The organism is Ruegeria meonggei (assembly GCF_900172215.1).
Taxonomy (GTDB): domain Bacteria; phylum Pseudomonadota; class Alphaproteobacteria; order Rhodobacterales; family Rhodobacteraceae; genus Ruegeria; species Ruegeria meonggei.
The window spans coordinates 85606-105210 of the sequence record NZ_FWFP01000003.1; the positions used below are offsets into that span (position 1 = coordinate 85606).

Genomic DNA, 19605 nt, shown 5'->3' on the forward strand with positions numbered 1-19605 from the left:
TATGTGGCCAAGGCCGCCAGCCAGATTGAAATGCCAATCGGCGTCGTCGTGCGCAAAACACCCGGTGTAACCCGCTGGGCGAAATGGAACTGGCGCGCCGTTGCTGTGCTGCCGGGTGCCGGGCCCGCTGCCTGGTTGGAGATGCGCCGTGAAGGCGAGGCTGTCGAGTATCACGCGGCCACCCTGCCCCTGACCCTTTGGGCGGATGAATCCGAAGCCTACATGGTCAACCTGTCTGACGGGCAACCCTCAATCTACCTTGTTCTGCGGGACGCGCTGGATGGCAGCCAACCAATGGATGCAGTGCTGGTCACAGCCTCGCCGTTCGAAGGGCAGGATTACGCGGATACCGGCGAAGAGATCGTCGAGAAAATACCCATGACCGAAGGGTTGATTGCCTGGGTACGCGATTTTGCATTGGAGCATCATCGCGACGAGGTGTTCGTCAAGCGTCGCCGCGACAAGAAACGGACAGACCTGGTCGAGGATGGCAAGGGCGACGCCCGCATCCGTCAGGACTCGGACGTTTACCGCGCCCCGCGGAGGATCGTGCAATGAGCGAAGCCCGCGATTTCTGGTCCCGTCGCAAGGCCGCCGTTGAGGCCGAGACCGAAGCTGAGGACCTTGCAACCGAGGAACAGGCCATTGCAGCGCAACATGCTGCATTGAACGAAAAAAGCGACGCTGAGATATTGGCGGAATTCGATCTGCCCGACCCCGATCACCTGCAATCCGGTGATGACGTATCCGGCTTTATGGCGAAGGCCGTACCCGACCGTCTGCGGCGCCGAGCGCTGCGGCGCTTGTGGCGGTTGAACCCGGTGCTGGCCAATGTGGACGGGCTGGTTGATTACGGCGAAGACTACACCGACGCCTCCTGTGTGATCGAAAACATCCAGACGGCCTATCAGGTCGGCAAGGGCATGTTGGCCCACGTTGAAGCTCTGGCCGCTGCTGCCGAGGCCGAGGATGCTGCGCCCGAAGTAGAAACTGAAACGCCAGAACCCGAGGCTGACGCACCGCCCGAGATCGCCGAAGAACCGGCACCGGAACCGGTCGTGACAGCGCAGGCTGAGGATGCAGAAGAGGATTATTTGCCTCCTGCCCCGCGCCGCATGAAGTTTGAATTCGAAGGATGACCCTATGACCGCAAGCAACGCGCAAAACATGGATGTCCCGGCCGAGGATCGCCTGCGCGCGGATTTCTATAACTTTATCGGGCTGCTACTGTCGGCCCCGCCGGATCAGATGTTGTTGAATCAGGTGGCAGGTCTGTCCGGGGATGAAACCGATCTGGGTCAGGCCATTCGGGCGATGGCACGGGTGGCCAAGGTCACCAAACCGGCCGCCGCGGAACGCGAATTCAACGCGCTGTTCATCGGTCTGGGCCGGGGTGAGTTGCTGCCCTACGCCAGCTTTTACCTGACAGGTTTCCTGAACGAAAAACCCTTGGCGCAGCTGCGCAACGACATGGCAGTGCGCGGCATCACCCGTGCACAAAACGTGTTTGAACCCGAAGATAACATCGCCTCATTGATGGAGATGATGGCAGGCATGATCGTGGGCCGGTTTGGTGCGCCCGCGCCGCTGGAAGACCAGAAGGCCTTTTGGAACAAACATATCGGCCCCTGGGCCGCGCATTTCTATTCTGATTTGGAAGCCGCTGAAAACTCGGTTCTCTACGCGTCGATCGGCACCGCCGGTCGGGTGTTCATGGAGATCGAGCGCGAAGCGTTCCGAATGACGGCGGTATAGCCCGCCACTCGCCAGCGCCCCAAACGGCGCTAGATCGCAATTGGGAAAGGAGAATCCCATGAGTAAGACAAAGGAAGATGGTGCCACGCGCCGTGATTTCCTGAAACTGGCCGGAACCGCAGCACCTGCTGCTGTCGCCGCCGCCAGCCTGAGCGGTCAAGCCGAAGCAGCCGAGCTGCCTACGGACGACACCCGCATTCAGGATACCGCGCACACGCGCGCATATTTGGAAAGCACCCGGTTCTAGGACCGGACGTTTTCACACCCGACTGACGGTTGCGATTGGCCCCGACGTCGGCACCACAAGTACCAAGCCAGCCATGGCTCACATGGCCAGCAAGGGAGGAAAACAATGCTTAGGAAAAAGACCAACGGGGTTGCGAGACGCCCCCAGCGGACAAGTATCCTGTCCCAGGTCGGCGAGAAAACCGTCGATCGCCGCGCATTCCTGCGTGGATCGGGCCTGACGATCGGCGGATTGGCCGCGATCAGCGCTACGGGTGGAACCGTGACGCAAGCCAGTGCCCAGACAGCGGCCAACCAGGCTGTTGAGAACGTCAAATCCGTATGCACCCACTGTTCGGTCGGCTGTACGGTCGTTGCCGAAGTGCAGAACGGCGTCTGGGTCGGGCAGGAGCCCGGCTGGGACAGCCCGTTCAACCTAGGTGCCCATTGCGCCAAGGGGGCCTCGGTTCGCGAGCACGCCCATGGCGAGCGTCGCCTTAAGTATCCGATGAAAAAGGAAGGCGGCGAGTGGAAGCGCATCAGCTGGGAAGAGGCGATCAACGAAATCGGCGACGGCATGATGAACATCCGCGAAGAATCCGGACCGGACAGTGTGTACTGGTTGGGTTCCGCGAAACATAACAACGAACAGGCTTATCTGTTCCGCAAGTTCGCCGCCTACTGGGGCACGAATAACGTGGACCATCAGGCCCGTATCTGCCACTCGACCACCGTTGCGGGTGTTGCGAACACATGGGGCTACGGCGCCATGACAAATTCGTACAATGACATCCACAATTCCCGGGCCATCTTCATCATCGGCGGCAACCCGGCCGAGGCGCATCCCGTGTCACTGCTGCACGTTCTGCGCGCGAAAGAGCAGAACAACGCCCCGCTGATCGTGTGTGACCCGCGCTTTACGCGCACCGCAGCCCATGCGGATGAATATGTCCGCTTCCGCCCCGGCACCGACGTTGCTTTGATCTGGGGCATTCTGTGGCACATCTTCGACAACGGCTGGGAGGACAAAGAGTTCATCCGCACCCGTGTCTGGGGTATGGACCAGATCCGCGAAGAGGTTGCCAAATGGAACCCGGATGAGGTCGAACGCGTCACTGGAACACCCGGATCGCAACTGCGTCGGGTCGCGCGTACCATGGCCAACAACCGTCCTGGCACGGTGATCTGGTGCATGGGTGGCACACAGCACACCAACGGCAACAACAACACCCGCGCCTATTGCGTGCTACAGTTGGCGCTTGGCAACATGGGCACCTCGGGGGGTGGCACCAATATCTTCCGTGGCCATGACAATGTTCAGGGCGCAACGGACCTTGGTGTTCTGTCCCACACCCTGCCCGGCTACTACGGCCTGTCGAAAGGGGCTTGGGGCCACTGGGCGCGCGTTTGGGGAGAAGAACCCGAATGGCTGGCCGGTCAGTTCGCCTCGATCAAGGACAAGGAAGGCAAGGACAAACCGCTGCAGAACGAGCGCGGCATCCCGGTGTCCCGTTGGATCGACGGTGTATTGGAAGATCCGGCGAACATGGACCAGGACAACAACGTCCGCGCCATGGTTCTATGGGGCCACGCGCCAAACTCGCAAACGCGTATGACGGAAATGAAAACGGCAATGGAAAAGCTGGACATGCTGGTCGTGATCGACCCGTATCCCACTGTTTCAGCCGTTCTGCATGACCGCACCGATGGCGTTTATCTGTTGCCGGCCTGTACTCAGTTCGAAACCCGCGGCTCGGTCACGGCCTCGAACCGGTCGCTGCAGTGGCGTGACAAGGTGGTTGATCCGCTGTTCGAAAGCCTGCCGGACGAGGTCATCATGGCCAAGTTCGCCAACAAGTTCGGCTGGGCGGATCGGTTCTTCCGCAATATCGAAATGGAAGACGCCGAAACCCCGAATGTCGAAAGCATCACGCGTGAGTTCAATTCCGGTCTGTGGACTATCGGCTATACAGGTCAATCGCCGGAACGTCTGAAAAGCCATATGGCCAACCAGCACACGTTCGACAGAACCACGCTGCAAGCCATTGGTGGACCAAACGACGGCGAATACTACGGCCTGCCCTGGCCCTGCTGGGGAACGGCTGAGATGGGTCATACGGGGACACCAAACCTCTATGACATGTCCAAACCGGTGGCCGAAGGCGGCCTGACCTTCCGCGCCCGTTTCGGCGTGGAACGCGATGGCGACAACCTGCTGGCCGAAGGGGTCTATAGTGTTGGATCAGAGATTCAGGATGGGTATCCTGAGTTTACGATGCAAATGCTGATGGACCTCGGCTGGGACGGCGATCTGACGGCTGAAGAACGTGCCGCGATTGACGCCGTTGCGGGGCCCAAGACCAACTGGAAAACCGACCTTTCGGGCGGCATCCAGAGGGTCGCGATAGCGCATGGCTGTGCGCCCTTCGGGAACGCCAAGGCCCGCACGGTTGTCTGGACCTTCCCGGATCCGGTGCCGCTGCATCGTGAGCCGTTGTATACGCCACGCCGCGATCTGGTGGAGGACTATCCGACCTATGAGGACCGCCAGGCCTATCGTCTGCCGACCTTGTACGCCTCGATCCAGAAGAACGACTTTTCAAAGGATTATCCAATAATCCTGACGTCTGGTCGTCTGGTCGAATATGAAGGCGGCGGTGATGAGACACGGTCCAACCCGTGGCTGGCCGAGCTGCAGCAGGACATGTTCGTCGAGATCAATCCGCGCGATGCCAACAACCTTGGTATTCGTGACGGATCACAGGTCTGGGTCGAAGGTCCTGAGGGCGGTAAGGTCAAGGTGATGGCGATGCTGACCAACAGGGTTGGTGCCGGCGTGGCCTTTATGCCGTTCCACTTTGGCGGCCATTTCCAGGGTGAAGACCAGCGGCACAAATACCCCGCCGGAGCGGATCCCTATGTGCTGGGTGAAAGTTCCAACACCGCCCAGACCTATGGCTATGATTCAGTGACCCAGATGCAGGAGACAAAATGTACTCTCTGCAAGATCTCGGCAGCGTAAGGAGGACGATAAATGGCTAGAGCAAAGTTTCTCTGCGACGCTGAACGCTGCATCGAGTGCAACGCCTGCGTAACCGCGTGTAAGAACGAGCACGAGGTGCCTTGGGGCATCAACCGCCGCAGGGTGGTGACGATCAATGACGGCGACCCGGGCGAACGCTCGATATCGGTTGCCTGTATGCATTGCTCGGATGCGCCCTGTATGGCGGTGTGCCCGGTTGACTGCTTCTATCAGAACGAAGAAGGGGTCGTCCTGCATTCCAAGGACCTGTGCATTGGCTGTGGCTATTGCTTTTACGCGTGCCCGTTTGGCGCGCCGCAATACCCGCAGGCGGGCAACTTCGGGTCACGTGGTAAGATGGACAAGTGTACCTTCTGCGCCGGCGGCCCCGAGGAAACCCACTCGACCGCAGAGTTCGCCAAATATGGTCGCAACCGGATCGCCGAGGGCAAGCTGCCCATCTGCGCCGAGATGTGTTCCACCAAGGCCCTGCTCGCTGGCGACGGCGACGTGGTCTCGGCCATCTACCGTGAACGCGTTGTGGCGCGCGGATTTGGTTCGGGTGCCTGGGGTTGGGGCACGGCCTACGACCAGAAGGACGGCTGAACAGGCCTTCAAGATCAACAGTCCCGCATTTCGCGTGCGGGGCTGTCATGATGCATGTAAAGCACCACCACATAATCTGACCGCAACGGAGCGAACATGACAAACGATGTCCATTGGGTTCTGAAGCTTGACCTGAACCTGGATAATAAACCCGAGTTCGAGGCGCTTATGCATGAAATGGTTGCAGCCACACAGCAGGAGTCCGGTGCCAAAAACTATGAATGGCACCTAAGCGATGCACGTGTTCAAATCTATGAACGATTTGCCAGTTCCGAAGATGCGATGATCCACATGCAGAACTTTGGTGAGAACTTTGCAGATCGTTTCCTGGCGCTGCTGACACCCGTTCAGCTTGATGTCTACGGACCTGCTAAAGACGACCTGCGCGCCGCCCTGACCCCTGTTGGTGCGGTTTTTCATCCGCAAATCGGCGGTTTTTCCCGCTAATCCAAGTTTGCACAGGAGAGTACCCCGATGCGCCTGATCCAGTATCTGCTGATCTCGATGTTCCTGACCGGGTTTGCATGGGCACAGGACAGTTCTGACGCCCAGGGCACGCCAGACCGGGCAACAACGGGTGGGGCCACAACATTGGAAGATATCCTGGCCCGCCAACGCGGAGAAAAGGTCGACAACAGTTATCGTTCAGAGAACACCGGGCAAGGCAATGTCGAGGGCCTGATGGGGCAATTTGGCACGCGCGGTGTCACCTCGGACAGTGATGTCTATCGTGCGTTAAGGTATGGGTCTGCGGATGTCACAGTGTCGTCCAAAGGACCGGCCGCCAGCGTTTTGATACAAGACGGCGGCATGTGGTGGCTGAACTTTCGAACCGGGCCACTGCGTGAATATGGAACCTACATCATTGCCGGGATGCTGGCCGTCATTGTTCTGTTCTTCCTGCTCCGAGGGAAAATCCGTATCGATGGTGAAAGAACAGGTCGGACCGTGACCCGGTTCAACAGTTTCGAACGCTTCGGCCATTGGCTTTTTGCGGGATCTTTTCTTGTTCTTGGCCTGACGGGCCTACTGACCCTGTATGGGCGTGACTTTATGATACCGCTCTTTGGAAAAGAAGGCTTTGCCGTCATCGCCCAGGGGTGCAAATGGTTGCACAACAATCTGGCCTGGTCGTTCATGCTGGGACTGGTCATCGTTACCGTGAACTGGATCGCCCATAACATCCCCAACCGCACTGACCTGAAATGGCTCGCGGCCGGAGGCGGGTTGTTTACCAAAGGCAGCCACCCACCCGCCAAGAAATTCAATGCAGGGCAAAAGGTTATCTTCTGGGCCTGTATTCTTCTGGGCGTATCCATCAGCTTGTCTGGCTTGTCACTGCTGTTCCCATTTGAAATGCCCTTGTTTGCCAAAACCTTCTCGATCGTGAATTCAACCGGCATTCCGCAGATGTTCGGCCTGAACCTGCCGGTGCAAATGTCACCGCAGGAAGAGATGCAATATGCGCAAGTGTGGCACGTCATGGTCGCCTATGTGTTCATTGCCATCATCATCGCTCATATCTATCTGGGCTCTGTCGGAATGGAAGGTGCGTTCGACGCGATGGGCACTGGCGAGGTTGAAGAACAATGGGCGCGCGAGCACCATTCGCTGTGGCTGGCTGAAGTTCAGGACAAAGAGGCCGGAAAGACGACGGCCTCACCTGCCGAATAAATGCGCGGGCTGGTCGTTGCACTGGCGCTGATCCCCCTCCCCGCCCTGGCTGAGTTCTTTACGCTCAAGGGCCACGGAGGGCCGATCATGGGGATCGCCACTGCACCTGACGGTCGGATCGCCACGGCCAGTTTCGACAATTCGGTTGGCCTGTGGTCAGACCAGACTCCTCAATGGCTGGAAGGCCACGAAGCTGCTGTCAACAGTGTCGCATTTAATGGCACCGCGATCTATTCCGCAGGTGACGACTTTACCCTGCGCCGCTGGCCCGGTGGGGCCATTGTGGGCAAGCACAAAGGTAAAATCGTTGGGCTTGCCGCCTCGAAGACACATGTTGCCACAGCCAGTTGGGACGGCACTATCGGCCTGTGGCCGGTGGATGACTCTACGCCTCAAATGCTGGGCCCCATCAGCAGTGGCGTTAACACGGTTGCGTTTTCCTCGGATGGAACACTGCTTTACTCCGCCGGCATGGACGGCGCTTTGCGGCTGTGGGACGTGTCCACCGGTCAGGAAATGCAGCGTGTGGTGGAACATGGGTTTGGCATCAACGAGCTGGTGTTGAACACTCAGGACAACTGGATTGCCTATGGCGCAGTGGACGGGGTCACGCGTGTCCGTGACTTGACCACTGGCGAAGAGCGTGACTTCACTCTTGACCGCCGTCCAATTCTGGCGCTGGCGCTCAGCCCGGATCGGGGCCTTTTGGCGGTTGGGGATGGCGAAGGGTTCATCATGGTCGTCGACACGGAAGAGTGGCGTATCGTGCAGGATTTCCGCGCAACGCTGCGCGGCCCGGTCTGGGCGTTGGCTTTTTCCGCAGACGGCCAGAACATCCATGCGGGCGGTATAGACGAGGCCATGTACAGTTGGCCAGTTGCCGCCCTCGGCGATCACGAACAGATGGCTACGGCCGAGCCTAGTTTCCTGAAAAACCCCGATGAGATGAGCAACGGAGAACGCCAGTTTGCCCGAAAATGCTCAATCTGCCATAGCCTGACACCTGATGGTCAGCGACGCGCAGGCCCAACCTTGCACGGCGTGTTCGGACGTCAGGCCGGTACACTGCCGGGATATTTCTACTCGGACACGCTGCAAGACTCTGATATCATTTGGAATGACGAAACGATAAATGCCCTTTTCGACGAGGGGCCCGACCATTACATTCCAGGGTCTAAGATGCCAATGCAGCGGATCACGCAAGCCCAGGACCGCGACGATCTGGTCGCCTTTCTGCGCCGCTCTACGAGCCCATAGACCTGAGCCGGAGGAACATATGAAAGCCTTTCTTGCCGCTGCTGCCGCAATGGTCGTTATTGCGGCCGCCGCACCATTTGCGCTGCAACAGATCGGGTTCAGCGCTGCGGATGCGGGCTCCGGTTCGGCTGTGCGCCTCGACTGAATGACCGAATACCTGACAACTAAGGAACTGGCCGACCTGCTGCGCATTGGTGAGCGCAAGGCCTATGATCTGGCCTCATCCGGCGAGGTTCCCTGCGTCCGCGCCATGGGCAAGCTGCTGTTCCCAAGGGCCGAAGTCATCGCCTGGCTTAACGCCTCGCGGTCCGGCCCGCAGGTCTCGGAACCGCCCTTGCCGCCGATCGTGGCGGGCAGTCATGATCCGTTGCTGGATTGGGCTCTGCGCGAAAGCGGATCAGGGCTGGCGACCTATTACGACGGCTCGTTTGACGGGCTGAACCGTCTGACGGATCGCCGCGCGCAGGCTGCAGCACTGCACATCCACGAAGACGGCGGCTTCAACACTCAGACCCTACGCACCACCCTGGGTGAGGCACCGGTGGTTCTGTTTGAAATTGCGCTACGCAAACGTGGGCTACTTTTGGCCCCCGGCGTGACTGGGTTAAAAGGGTTTGCCGACCTCAAGGGGCGCAAGGTCATCCTACGCCAGAACAGCGCCGCCAGTCAGCGGCTGTTCGATGCCCAGCTTGAGGCCCATGGCCTGACACGCGACGATCTGGACACCCTGCCCACCTGCGCCCGCACCGAAGAGGAACTGGCCATCGCCTTGCACGACAGCAAGGCGGAAGCCGGATTCGGATTAGGTGCCCTTGCCGGGCTGTATAACCTAGGCTTTGCCCCAACCCATTCCGAGCGCCTGGATCTGGCCATCTGGCGCCGCGCCTATTTCGACGATCCGATGCTCAAACTGCTCAGCTTTCTGCAATCCGAGCGTTTCACCACCCGCGCGGCCGAGTTTGGCGGATACGACCTGTCGGGATTAGGGACGATTCATCACAACGGCTCCAGCGGCTGACTATTTGGCATTCGGAAAGAACAGCTGCTGACCGTCCAGCTTATAGGACTCGATTGCCGTCTGGCCATCTGGTCCTGTCAGCCAGTCGATGAACCGCTGACCCGCCGCTGAACGCACGCCCGGATGTTTCTCGGGGCTTACCAGGATCACGCCATATTGATTGAACAGGCGTGGATCGCGTTCAACCAGAACTTCTAGATTGCCCCGATTTCCAAAGGACAGCCACGTCGCCCGGTCCGTCATCACATAGGCGTCCATGCCGCTGGCTACATTTAGCGTGGCTCCCATACCCGATCCGGTCTCGCGATACCACTCACCAGACGCGTTGGTCGGATCGATGCCTGTCGCCTGCCAATGCTGCATCTCAGCCTTATGTGTCCCACTATCATCCCCGCGTGATGCGAAAGGAGTTTGGGTATCCCATACCGCAGTCAGGGCGGCAACGATATCCGTGCTTCCTTTCACTTTGGCGGGGTCCGACTTTGGTCCAACGAGGACAAAGTCGTTATACATCACATCGAACCGTTCAACGCCCCAGCCATCCGCCACGAACTGATCCTCGGCTTGTTTGGAATGCACCAGCAGGACATCGCCATCGCCGTTCACCGCATTCCGGATTGCCTGCCCTGTTCCGACGGCAACCACACGCACGTCGATTCCCGTCTCGGCCTCGAACCCCGGCAGAATGTAGTCCAGCAGGCCTGAATTCTGTGTCGATGTCGTGGACTGCACCACAATAAAAGATTCTTCTGCCGTTGCTGGGCCTACCAAAAGGCCAAGTGCAACCAGATTTACCCGAACGAAATTCCGGATCATTCCACTCTCCACAATCAATTAAGTAACGAGACCGCCCGCCAAATACCGGCGCGAGGCGAGACTTTTCGGGGTGTCCAAAACCTGCTGGGCCACCCCGTGTTCCACCACATGACCGCCCTGCATCATCACGACATCCGTCGCCAACCGCCGAGCCTGGCCGATATCGTGTGTGACCATGACAATGCGGACACCACGGGCTGAGGCGCGTTGAACCATCCGCTCGATCATTTGCGTGGCACTGGGGTCAAGCGCGCTGGTCGGCTCGTCCAGAAACAGGGTCTCGGGGTTCAGCGCCAGAGCGCGCAGAATAGCCAGCCTCTGTGCTTCACCGCCTGACAAAGAGCGGGCTGATTGCCGGGCCTTTCCCTCTAGACCGCCTTCAGCCAGCAGTTCCTCGATCCGGGACTTGCGCCCCGTGCGCGTCAGACCCTGCCGTTTCAGAACAAAGTCCAGGTTAGCCGCGACAGAGCGCCGAAGCAGCACGGGCTGTTGAAACACCATCCCCTGACGGGCTTTGTGGTCAGCATTCAAGAGGGCACCATCCTGCCTGACCTGCCCCCGCTCTGGCACGATCAACCCGTGCAGGCATCGCAGAAGCAGGCTTTTGCCAGCCCCATTGGGCCCCAGGATCAGGGTCGGCCCGGGCCCGTCCAATGAAAGGTGTGGCACATTCAGCAAGGCCTGGCCCTTGCGGGTAATCTGAAGCTCATCAACGGACAAACAGCCTGCCATCTCAGAAATCAGGTCACGCATGGCGCAACCCTTCCTCTTCAGCCCGCAGGCTGAGTGCGCTGACCATGGCATTCACAGCCACGGCGATGCCGATCAGGATCGCGCCCAAGGCCAAAGCCAGTGCAAGGTTACCCTTGGACGTTTCCAGCGCAATGGTTGTCGTCATTACGCGCGTAACGTGGTTGATATTGCCACCGACGATGATGACCGCACCCACTTCGGCAATCGCACGGCCAAACCCAGCTAGCAATGCAGTGACCAGCGCAATCCGCGCATCCCATAGCAACACCGGTACGGAGGCCAGTCGCGAAACACCCAACGAGCGCAATTGTTCCGAATACTCCTCGGCCAGCATCTCAACCACCTGCCGGGTCAGCGCAGCAACAATAGGTGTTACCAGAACCACCTGAGCGATGATCATCGCAGTCGGCGTATAGAGTAGCTCGAGCACACCCAATGGTCCGGATCGCGACAGCGTCAAATACACCAGCAGACCCACGACAACCGGCGGAAACCCCATCAACGCGTTCATCAGCACGATCAACACACGCCGTCCGGGAAAGCGCGCAACTGCCAAAGCGGCCCCAACGGGCATCCCGATCAGGGCGGAAATCAGAACGGCAAAGATGGACACTTGCAGAGACAGCAACACAATCGCCCACAACTCTGAGTCGCCGAGAAAGATCAGCGTAATTGCCTGATTGAATTCTGATGCAAAACTCTGCATTATTTCCTGACCTGCGGGCATTTCGAATGAAATGCGTTAATTTACAGCGTAATTCTAAGGCATTTATGCCCCAAGTACAGACACAAATCCGACACCCCAAACAAGAAACGCGGCCCCGTTTGGGACCGCGCATATGGACACCGATGGAAGTGGGTTTAGTTCAGTGCCGCATCCGTGATCTGATGGGTCCAAGCACCATCAGGCTGCTTGGTGATCACCGGGTCAGAGCCTCCGGCCAGTAGCGTGCCCACAGTCCGGTCGAAATCTGCCGGGTCCAGCGCGCCGTTTGATCCCGCAGTCAGCTTGGCGATCTCACCCATCATGCGTTTCTGGTGCTCTTCGGTCTGGGCACCAGTTGCGTCATTTTCAAGCACGATATCAGCCGCCTCATCCGGGTTTTCTTCGGCGAATTTCCAGCCTTTCATCGAAGCACGCACAAAACGCTCCATCTTGTCGACGAACGCCGCATCGCTCAGGTTTTCCTCCAGAACGTACAGGCCATCTTCCAATGTGGCGACGCCCTGATCTTCGTATTTGAATGTCACCAGCTCATCCGGGCTGACACCTGCGTCGATGACCTGCCAGTATTCATTGTAGGTCATCGTGCTGATGCAATCAGCCTGACGCTGTAACAGCGGATCGACGTTGAAGCCCTGTTTCAGAACTTCGACCCCGCTTTCGCCTTTGCCGGCGGTGTCGATTCCCAGCTGACTCATCCAGCTCATGAAGGGAAATTCGTTGCCAAAGAACCAGACACCCAGCGTGCGGTTCTTGAGGTCATCGGGCGAGGATATCCCGGCATCCTTCCAGCAGGTCAGCATCATACCCGAACTTTTGAACGGCTGCGCAATATTGACCAACGGCAAGCCCTTTTCGCGCGCAGCCAGAGCCGCCGGCATCCATTCAACGGTTACATCGGCACCGCCCCCTGCAATCACCTGCGTGGGCGCAATATCGGGACCACCGGGCAGGATCGTCACATCCAGCCCCTCTTCTTCGTAAAACCCTTTGTCCTTGGCCACGTAATAGCCTGCGAACTGCGCCTGCGTGACCCATTTCAACTGCAGTGTCACCTCATCTGCTGCAAGCGCCGCACTGGCTGCAAGGCTAAAGGCGGCGACCGCACCGCTGAGTAGCTTATTCATCTTCATATCTCCTAGTTGCTGTTAAAGCCCCGTTTTCGGGGTCTGTTGAAAAGTTTTTATCCACGTTGCGACGGATGCCAGAAGGTCACCGCTTTTTCGATCATCGCCACCAGACCATAAAACGCCGTGCCGGCCAAAGCAGCCACAACAATCTCGGCCCAGACCATATCCAGCGACAATTGCCCGACGCTGGTTGATATCCGAAAGCCCATGCCCAGGGTTGGCGAGCCAAAGAACTCGGCCACGATAGCGCCGATCAGCGCCAGGGTGGTGGAAATCTTCAACCCGTTGAACACAAATGGCATCGCGGCGGGCAAGCGCAGCTTTAGAAAGCTCTGCCAATAGGTCGCTGCATAAGTTTCCATCAGGTCACGCTGCATGACGGTTGCTTCTCTTAGCCCTGCAACTGTGTTCACCAGCATTGGGAAGAAGACCATCACCACCACCACAGCGGCTTTCGAATGCCAGTCAAACCCGAACCACATCACCAAAATGGGGGCCGTGCCCACAATCGGTAAAGCCGCGACAAAGTTCCCAACCGGCAACAGCCCCAGACGCAGAAAGTCCCAGCGATCTACGGCAATCGCCATCAGGAATGCAGAAAAGCAGCCAATGATGTACCCGCTCAGCGCGCCTTTGATAATCGTCTGGACAAAATCCACCCAAAGGATAGGCAGGCTGCCCGCGAAACGCACTGCGATAACCGACGGTGCAGGCAGGATGACCAGTGGCACATTTAGCCCACGCACAAACAGTTCCCATATTCCGATGATGGTCAGGCCAAAGATCAGCGGTGCCAGAAACCGCACCAATCGGCTGTTGGCTTGTGGCCCGCTCGCCAGTCGGCTGTTCAACCACCAGCCAAACAGCCAAAGAAGGACAGCACCCAGAACTAAGATCATTGCGCCATCCCCATCCGTTTCAGGACCGAACGTTCAACCATCCCCAGCAAGCCCACAAGACAGGCTGCCAGAATAGCCGCTGCAAACAGAGCGGACCAGATCTGAACCGTCTGACCATAATAGCTGCCCGCCAGCAATCGCGCGCCCAGCCCTGCCACTGCGCCGGTTGGTAACTCACCTACAATCGCCCCGACCAGTGAGGCCGCGATACCAATTTTCAGAGAGGTGAACAGATAGGGCATCGACGCGGGCAAGCGAAGTTTCCAGAACCCTTGTGAGCTGCTCGCACTATAGGTGCGCAATAAGTCCAGTTGCATCGCATCCGGGCTACGGAGACCTTTCACCATGCCAACCACGACCGGGAAGAAACTCAGATAGGCCGAGATCACCGCCTTGGGAATGATCCCTTGAATACCAATCGAATACAGCACCACGATGATCATCGGTGCCAGCGCAATAATCGGAATGGTCTGACTGACGATGGCCCAAGGCATGACCGACAGATCCATCACACGGCTGTGCACTATCCCGACGGCTAGCAGAATGCCCAGCCCCGTTCCGATGGCAAAGCCCAGCATAGTGGCGCTGAGTGTCACCCAGGAATGATAGATCAATGACCTTTTCGAGGTGATTTTCTTTTCGACTGTTGTTTCCCACAACTCTTCTGCCACCTGATGCGGAGCGGGCAAACGTGGTCGGTCTTGCTCCCAAGTCTCATCGATGGCGTAGGGGTTGTCGATAACCAGCTCAAACTCGCTCATGTCGCGCCGATCAACCGCCTTGGGTGGATCAACCTGCTGCCCTGCCCGTTCAAATTCGGTCAGAACGCCCTTGATGTTCATCGGCACGCTCGCGGCGTACCAGAACAGAAGAATGACGCCAACAACGGTAAGGACAGCCCAAATAGCTCTGATCCCTTCACTCCTCATCAGAATGCCCCGCCCGCAGGCCCTCGCGCACGCGATGGGCCACTTCGATAAACTCTGGTGTATCTCGGATATCCAGTGGACGCTCCTTTGGCAAAGGGCTGTCGATCACATCCGTGATCCGCCCCGGTCGCGGGCTCATCACCACGATCTTTGTGCTGAGATAGACGGCCTCGGGAATCGAATGGGTTACGAACCCGATAGTTTTTTCGGTCCGCGCCCACAGCGCCAGCAGCTGCTCGTTCAGATGATCGCGTACAATCTCGTCCAGCGCACCGAACGGTTCATCCATCAGAAGGATATCCGCATCAAAGGCCAGAGCCCGCGCGATGCTGGCGCGCTGCTGCATCCCACCGGACAACTGCCAGGGGAACTTGCCGCCAAACCCTTCCAGATCAACAAGTTCAAGCACGTTCCTGACCCGGTCCTCCTGCTCTTTCGCGGAGTACCCCATAATCTCAAGCGGCAGCTTGATGTTCTTGGCAATGGTGCGCCACGGGTACAGTCCCGCCGCCTGAAACACATACCCATAGGCCCGATTCTGCCGTGCCTCATCCGGGGTCATGCCGTTGACGGTGAGCGTCCCTCCGGTCGGGGCTTCAAGCGCTGCGATACAGCGTAGAAAGGTGGTTTTACCACAGCCCGAGGGGCCGATGAAACTTACGAACTCGCCCTTATTGATCGAAAGGCGCACATCCCTGAGCGCGTGGATCGGGCCGTCGTTTGTTTGGAAGGTGAGGTTTAGCCCATTGGCTTCTATCACCGCCTTGCCATTCGTCATTCTTTAGTCGTCCCCAAATTTTCAACCCAGAACCATATCAGCCCCGCAATCGCCCCCACAGCCGTGCAGACCACCAATTCCTGCATTACATCCACCAGAGGTCGGGTAGTCATGTCTTCTGAAAAGAGCCATAGGTACACAGCCACGCTGGTGATTGCTCCTCCGATCCCAGCAATAGCAGGATTAAATTGGTGCATAATCACTGCACAGAGCCGCACTCCAAAAGCCGGAATCACAGTGGCCGCAATCGCAAGCGGCAACGTCGAGGCCGCAATTGATACCCAGACAAATTGGTCACCCCCTGTCTCAGTGAAAACACCCATTTGCCATCCCCAAAATACAAGAGACGCAACAAATACAGCTGCCAAGTAGCCCAGAACACTCCAAATGATCGGCACTCAAACCCCCGTCGCCGGAATACCCGTCCGTTCAATCGGCCGCGGCGCGGTCAGCTCTTTCCAGGTGCTCAGTGCTTTGTTGACGTGACCATAGGGTTCACGGGCAACAAATTCACCATGCCCTTCCTGCGTGCGGATTTCTCCGTCATGCACAGCAACCTGACCGCGTGTCAGAGTAAAGCGCGGCAGGCCTTTGACCTCTTTGCCTTCAAACACGTTGTAGTCAATCGAGGATTGCTGCGTTTCTGCGCGGATCGTCTTGGACTTTTCGGGATCCCAGACGACGATGTCCGCATCAGCACCGACAAGGATCGCACCTTTTTTCGGATAGCAGTTCAATATCTTGGCGATGTTTGTTGACGTCACAGCCACGAACTCATTCGGAGTAAGCCGCCCGGTGTTCACACCGTGGGTCCACAGCATTGGCATCCGGTCCTCCAACCCGCCGGTCCCGTTGGGAATCTTGGTGAAATCCCCGACCCCAAAACGTTTCTGATCAGTCGTAAAGGCGCAATGATCGGTGGCCACAACGCTCAGCGTGCCGGAATGCAATCCGTTCCACAGACTGTCCTGATGTTGCTTGTTCCGAAACGGAGGGCTCATCACACGACGCGCGGCGTGGTCCCAATCCTGGTGGAAATATTCGCTCTCGTCCAAGGTCAGATGCTGGATCAAAGGCTCACCCCAAACGCGCTTGCCCTGCATCCGCGCCCTCCGGATCGCTTCGTGGCTTTCTTCGCAAGAGGTATGCACCACATAAAGCGGTACGCCTGCCATATCGGCGATCATAATCGCGCGGTTGGTGGCCTCGCCCTCGACCTGTGGCGGGCGGGAATAGGCATGCGCCTCAGGCCCGGTATTGCCCTCGGCCAGCAGCTTGGCAGACAGTTCGGCGACCACGTCACCGTTTTCGGCATGTACCATGGCGATGCCACCCAGTTCGGCCAACCGCTGAAAGCTGGAATACAGCTCGTCATCATTGACCATCAACGCGCCCTTATAGGCCATGAAGTGCTTGAACGTGTTGATCCCGCGCGTCTCGATCACCGTCTTGATGTCATCGAACACCTGCTCACCCCACCAGGTCACGGCCATGTGGAACGAGTAGTCACAATTCGCGCGTGTCGACTTGTTGTCCCAGCGCTTCAGCGCGTCCAGCAGGCTTTCCCCTGGATTGGGCAAGGCAAAATCCACCACCATCGTGGTGCCCCCGGCCAAGGCTGCCCGTGTTCCGCTCTCAAAGTCATCGCTGGAATAGGTGCCCATGAAAGGCATCTCCAGATGCGTATGCGGATCGATTCCGCCCGGCATCACATAACACCCGGTCGCGTCCAGCTCTTTGTCGCCTTTCAGGTCCAGCCCGATTTCGGTGATAACGCCACCTTCAACCATGACATCTGCCTTATAAGACAAATCTGCAGTAACGACGGTTCCGTTCTTGATAACAGTGCTCATGTTAAACTCCCTCATGCGGTCTGCGCCGCTGGCTTCATCTGGCTAAAAATATCCCGGGGGAGTCGCCCATCAGGCGACGGGGGCGGCGCCCCCTATTCTACGATCTCAGCCGTCTCAACGACCGCATGAAACAGTACGTCAGCCCCGGCCGCAGCCCATTCCTTGCTAATGTCTTCGGCCTCATTGTGGCTCAACCCATCCACACAGGGGCACATCACCATTGCGGTCGGCGCCACGCGGTTGATCCAACAGGCATCATGACCCGCGCCCGAGATTATGTCCGTATGGGAATACCCCAAGCGCTCGGCCGCGTCGCGTACAGCTGCCACACAGCCAGTGTCGAATTCCACCGGATCAAAACCACCAACTTTCTCGAATTCGATCTGCAGGCCCATTTCGTCCACGATATCCTCGGCAGCCACACGCAAACGGTTCTCCATATCCGTAATCACCGCCAAATTGGGCGAGCGGAGATCGACCGTAAACACCACCTTGCCCGGGATCACGTTGCGCGAATTCGGGAACACATCAATATGCCCTGCAGCCCCCACAGCATGGGGCGCGTGGGACCACGCGATCTCATCCACTTTCTCAAGAATACGCGCCATTGCCAGACCGGCATTCTTACGCATCGGCATCGGAGTCGATCCGGTATGTGCGTCCTTGCCGGTCACAGTGATCTGCGTCCAGCTCAGGCCCTGACCGTGGGTAACAACGCCAATATCCTTGCCTTCGGCTTCAAGGATCGGGCCCTGTTCGATGTGCAGCTCAAAGAACGCGTGCATCTTACGGGTGCCAACTTCTTCCTTGCCGCGCCAGCCAATGCGCTCCAGTTCAGCACCAAACTTCTTGCCCTCCGCGTCTTCGCGGTCATAAGCCCAGTCTTGCGTATGCATCCCAGCAAACACGCCCGAAGACAGCATCGCCGGGGCGTATCGCGTGCCCTCTTCATTGGTCCAGTTGGTCGCGACAATCGGATGCCTGGTCTTAATACCCAGATCGTTCAGCGTGCGGATGATTTCCAAACCGCCCAGCACGCCAAGAACACCGTCATACTTACCGCCAGTTGGCTGCGTATCCAGATGCGAACCTACATAGACCGGCAGCGCCTCAGGGTCGGTGCCTTCGCGGCGGGCGAACATGTTGCCCATCTGGTCCAGCCCCATGGAACAACCGGCCTCTTCGCACCAGTTTTGAAACAGCGCGCGCCCCGCGGCATCCTCATCCGTCAGGGTCTGGCGGTTGTTGCCACCCGCAACGCCGGGGCCGATCTTGGCCATCTCCATCAGGCTGTCCCACAACCTGTCGCCGTTGATCCTGAGGTTCTGCGCCGGAGCTGCCATCTTATTCTTCCCTGTTGCTTGCGATTTGGCTCGCTATTGGTGTCTTGATTTGACCATCTGGTCAAACTCACGCTATCACGGGTTCGAGATCAGTCAAGAATTTGCAGGACGCCGACGGATTTTTTGACCTAAACAGCGCCTGCTTGCCGGAAAAAGAGACATTGACAAAACATGCCCAAAGATCGCGCGCCAACCAGAATTCAGAAAAAGAATCGTGCCGCTATTCTCGAGGCCGCCCTGAACGTGTTCTCTGCCCATGGATTTCGCGGCGCAACGGTGGACCAGATCGCTGCCGAGGCCGGGCTGAGCAAACCCAATCTGTTGTACTACTTCCCCTCGAAAGAGGCGATCCATACCGCGCTGCTGTCCGGTCTTCTTGAAACATGGCTGGCCCCATTGCATGACCTTGACGCAGGCGGGGACCCGATGGAAGAAATCCTGAGCTATATTCGGCGCAAACTTCAGATGAGCCGGGAATTGCCGCGTGAAAGCCGCCTGTTTGCCAACGAACTGGTTCAGGGCGCACCGCGCATCCACGACGCGTTGTCCAAAGACCTAAAGGCGCTGGTGGATGAAAAAACTACCATTCTGACAGGTTGGATGGATCAGGGCAAAATCGCCCGGCTGCACCCTTATCACCTGATCTTCTCGATCTGGGCCCTGACGCAGCACTACGCAGATTTTGATGTCCAGGTTCGTGCCATTCTGGGCGATGAAGACCCGTTTAAAGGCGCTGAACCGTTTGTCGATACGCTCTATCGCAAGCTGCTTGCGCCATAAAAAAGAGGGCCGCTGACCGGCCCCCTCGTGCATTTTGTCAATC

The 19605-nt window shown here is 58.1% G+C and carries 22 protein-coding genes; 12 read left to right on the top strand and 10 right to left on the bottom strand.

What is annotated here, in order from left to right; genetic code table 11:
• Positions 1-3 precede the first annotated feature (3 nt).
• The 11 genes from RUM8411_RS05525 (at position 4) to RUM8411_RS05570 (ending at position 9557) form a co-directional block, all read left to right on the top strand.
• On the top strand, positions 4-558 hold the full coding sequence (locus RUM8411_RS05525) for a DUF3305 domain-containing protein (RefSeq protein WP_085821696.1): 555 nt from the start codon (positions 4-6) through the stop codon (positions 556-558).
• Entirely contained in the window at positions 555-1139 is a 585-nt protein-coding gene (locus tag RUM8411_RS05530) for a DUF3306 domain-containing protein (protein ID WP_085821697.1), read from the top strand. The genes RUM8411_RS05525 and RUM8411_RS05530 overlap by 4 nt, the downstream gene beginning before the upstream one ends.
• 4 nt (positions 1140-1143) lie before the next feature.
• Positions 1144-1755: a TorD/DmsD family molecular chaperone gene (locus RUM8411_RS05535; RefSeq protein WP_085821698.1), complete on the top strand. Its 612-nt coding sequence runs from the start codon at positions 1144-1146 to the stop codon at positions 1753-1755.
• Between the two features lie 58 nt (positions 1756-1813).
• Entirely contained in the window at positions 1814-2002 is a 189-nt protein-coding gene (locus RUM8411_RS05540) for a ubiquinol-cytochrome c reductase iron-sulfur subunit N-terminal domain-containing protein (RefSeq protein ID WP_085821699.1), read from the top strand.
• Between the two features lie 105 nt (positions 2003-2107).
• Complete coding sequence (locus tag RUM8411_RS05545) at positions 2108-5002, top strand: formate dehydrogenase subunit alpha (RefSeq protein WP_085821700.1); 2895 nt, start codon at positions 2108-2110, stop codon at positions 5000-5002.
• A gap of 12 nt (positions 5003-5014) precedes the next feature.
• Positions 5015-5608, top strand: a complete 594-nt coding sequence (fdh3B, locus tag RUM8411_RS05550; protein WP_085821701.1) for a formate dehydrogenase FDH3 subunit beta — start codon at positions 5015-5017, stop codon at positions 5606-5608.
• A 96-nt stretch (positions 5609-5704) separates the two neighbouring features.
• Positions 5705-6055: a putative quinol monooxygenase gene (locus RUM8411_RS05555; RefSeq protein ID WP_085821702.1), complete on the top strand. Its 351-nt coding sequence runs from the start codon at positions 5705-5707 to the stop codon at positions 6053-6055.
• 27 nt (positions 6056-6082) lie between these two features.
• The gene (locus tag RUM8411_RS05560; protein WP_085821703.1) at positions 6083-7282 is read left to right on the top strand and encodes a formate dehydrogenase subunit gamma; all 1200 of its coding nucleotides are present in this window, start codon (positions 6083-6085) and stop codon (positions 7280-7282) included.
• Complete coding sequence (locus tag RUM8411_RS05565) at positions 7283-8539, top strand: c-type cytochrome (protein WP_085821704.1); 1257 nt, start codon at positions 7283-7285, stop codon at positions 8537-8539.
• 19 nt (positions 8540-8558) lie between these two features.
• Positions 8559-8684, top strand: coding sequence for a hypothetical protein (locus tag RUM8411_RS23145; RefSeq protein WP_268808302.1), 126 nt, complete (start codon positions 8559-8561; stop codon positions 8682-8684).
• Positions 8685-9557, top strand: coding sequence for a substrate-binding domain-containing protein (locus RUM8411_RS05570; protein WP_085821705.1), 873 nt, complete (start codon positions 8685-8687; stop codon positions 9555-9557). It begins immediately after the preceding gene.
• Here RUM8411_RS05570 and RUM8411_RS05575 read toward each other — a convergent pair whose 3' ends face one another.
• The 10 genes from RUM8411_RS05575 to RUM8411_RS05620 all read right to left on the bottom strand — a co-directional run bounded on the left by RUM8411_RS05575 (position 9558) and on the right by RUM8411_RS05620 (position 18782).
• A complete protein-coding gene (locus RUM8411_RS05575) occupies positions 9558-10373 on the bottom strand; it encodes an ABC transporter substrate-binding protein (protein WP_085821706.1) in 816 nt (271 codons plus the stop codon).
• An 18-nt stretch (positions 10374-10391) separates the two neighbouring features.
• The gene (locus tag RUM8411_RS05580) at positions 10392-11126 is read right to left on the bottom strand and encodes an ATP-binding cassette domain-containing protein (RefSeq protein WP_085821707.1); all 735 of its coding nucleotides are present in this window, start codon (positions 11124-11126) and stop codon (positions 10392-10394) included.
• Positions 11119-11832, bottom strand: coding sequence for an ABC transporter permease (locus RUM8411_RS05585; RefSeq protein ID WP_085821708.1), 714 nt, complete (start codon positions 11830-11832; stop codon positions 11119-11121). Before RUM8411_RS05585 ends, RUM8411_RS05580 begins: the two co-directional genes overlap by 8 nt.
• A 155-nt stretch (positions 11833-11987) precedes the next feature.
• A complete protein-coding gene (locus RUM8411_RS05590) occupies positions 11988-12977 on the bottom strand; it encodes an ABC transporter substrate-binding protein (protein ID WP_085822002.1) in 990 nt (329 codons plus the stop codon).
• A gap of 56 nt (positions 12978-13033) precedes the next feature.
• Positions 13034-13879: an ABC transporter permease gene (locus tag RUM8411_RS05595; RefSeq protein ID WP_085821709.1), complete on the bottom strand. Its 846-nt coding sequence runs from the start codon at positions 13877-13879 to the stop codon at positions 13034-13036.
• Positions 13876-14808: an ABC transporter permease gene (locus RUM8411_RS05600; RefSeq protein ID WP_370738030.1), complete on the bottom strand. Its 933-nt coding sequence runs from the start codon at positions 14806-14808 to the stop codon at positions 13876-13878. The genes RUM8411_RS05595 and RUM8411_RS05600 overlap by 4 nt, the downstream gene beginning before the upstream one ends.
• The gene (locus RUM8411_RS05605) at positions 14798-15586 is read right to left on the bottom strand and encodes an ABC transporter ATP-binding protein (RefSeq protein ID WP_085821710.1); all 789 of its coding nucleotides are present in this window, start codon (positions 15584-15586) and stop codon (positions 14798-14800) included. The genes RUM8411_RS05600 and RUM8411_RS05605 overlap by 11 nt, the downstream gene beginning before the upstream one ends.
• Positions 15583-15984 (bottom strand): hypothetical protein, encoded by a 402-nt coding sequence (locus RUM8411_RS05610; protein ID WP_085821711.1) that lies wholly within the window; start codon positions 15982-15984, stop codon positions 15583-15585. Before RUM8411_RS05610 ends, RUM8411_RS05605 begins: the two co-directional genes overlap by 4 nt.
• A complete protein-coding gene (gene hydA, locus RUM8411_RS05615) occupies positions 15985-17439 on the bottom strand; it encodes a dihydropyrimidinase (protein WP_085821712.1) in 1455 nt (484 codons plus the stop codon). It abuts the gene before it with no gap.
• Positions 17440-17531: 92 nt separating this feature from the next.
• The gene (locus tag RUM8411_RS05620) at positions 17532-18782 is read right to left on the bottom strand and encodes a Zn-dependent hydrolase (RefSeq protein ID WP_085821713.1); all 1251 of its coding nucleotides are present in this window, start codon (positions 18780-18782) and stop codon (positions 17532-17534) included.
• A gap of 171 nt (positions 18783-18953) precedes the next feature.
• Between RUM8411_RS05620 and RUM8411_RS05625 the strand changes: the two genes are divergently transcribed.
• Complete coding sequence (locus RUM8411_RS05625; RefSeq protein WP_085821714.1) at positions 18954-19562, top strand: TetR family transcriptional regulator C-terminal domain-containing protein; 609 nt, start codon at positions 18954-18956, stop codon at positions 19560-19562.
• Positions 19563-19605 lie beyond the last annotated feature (43 nt).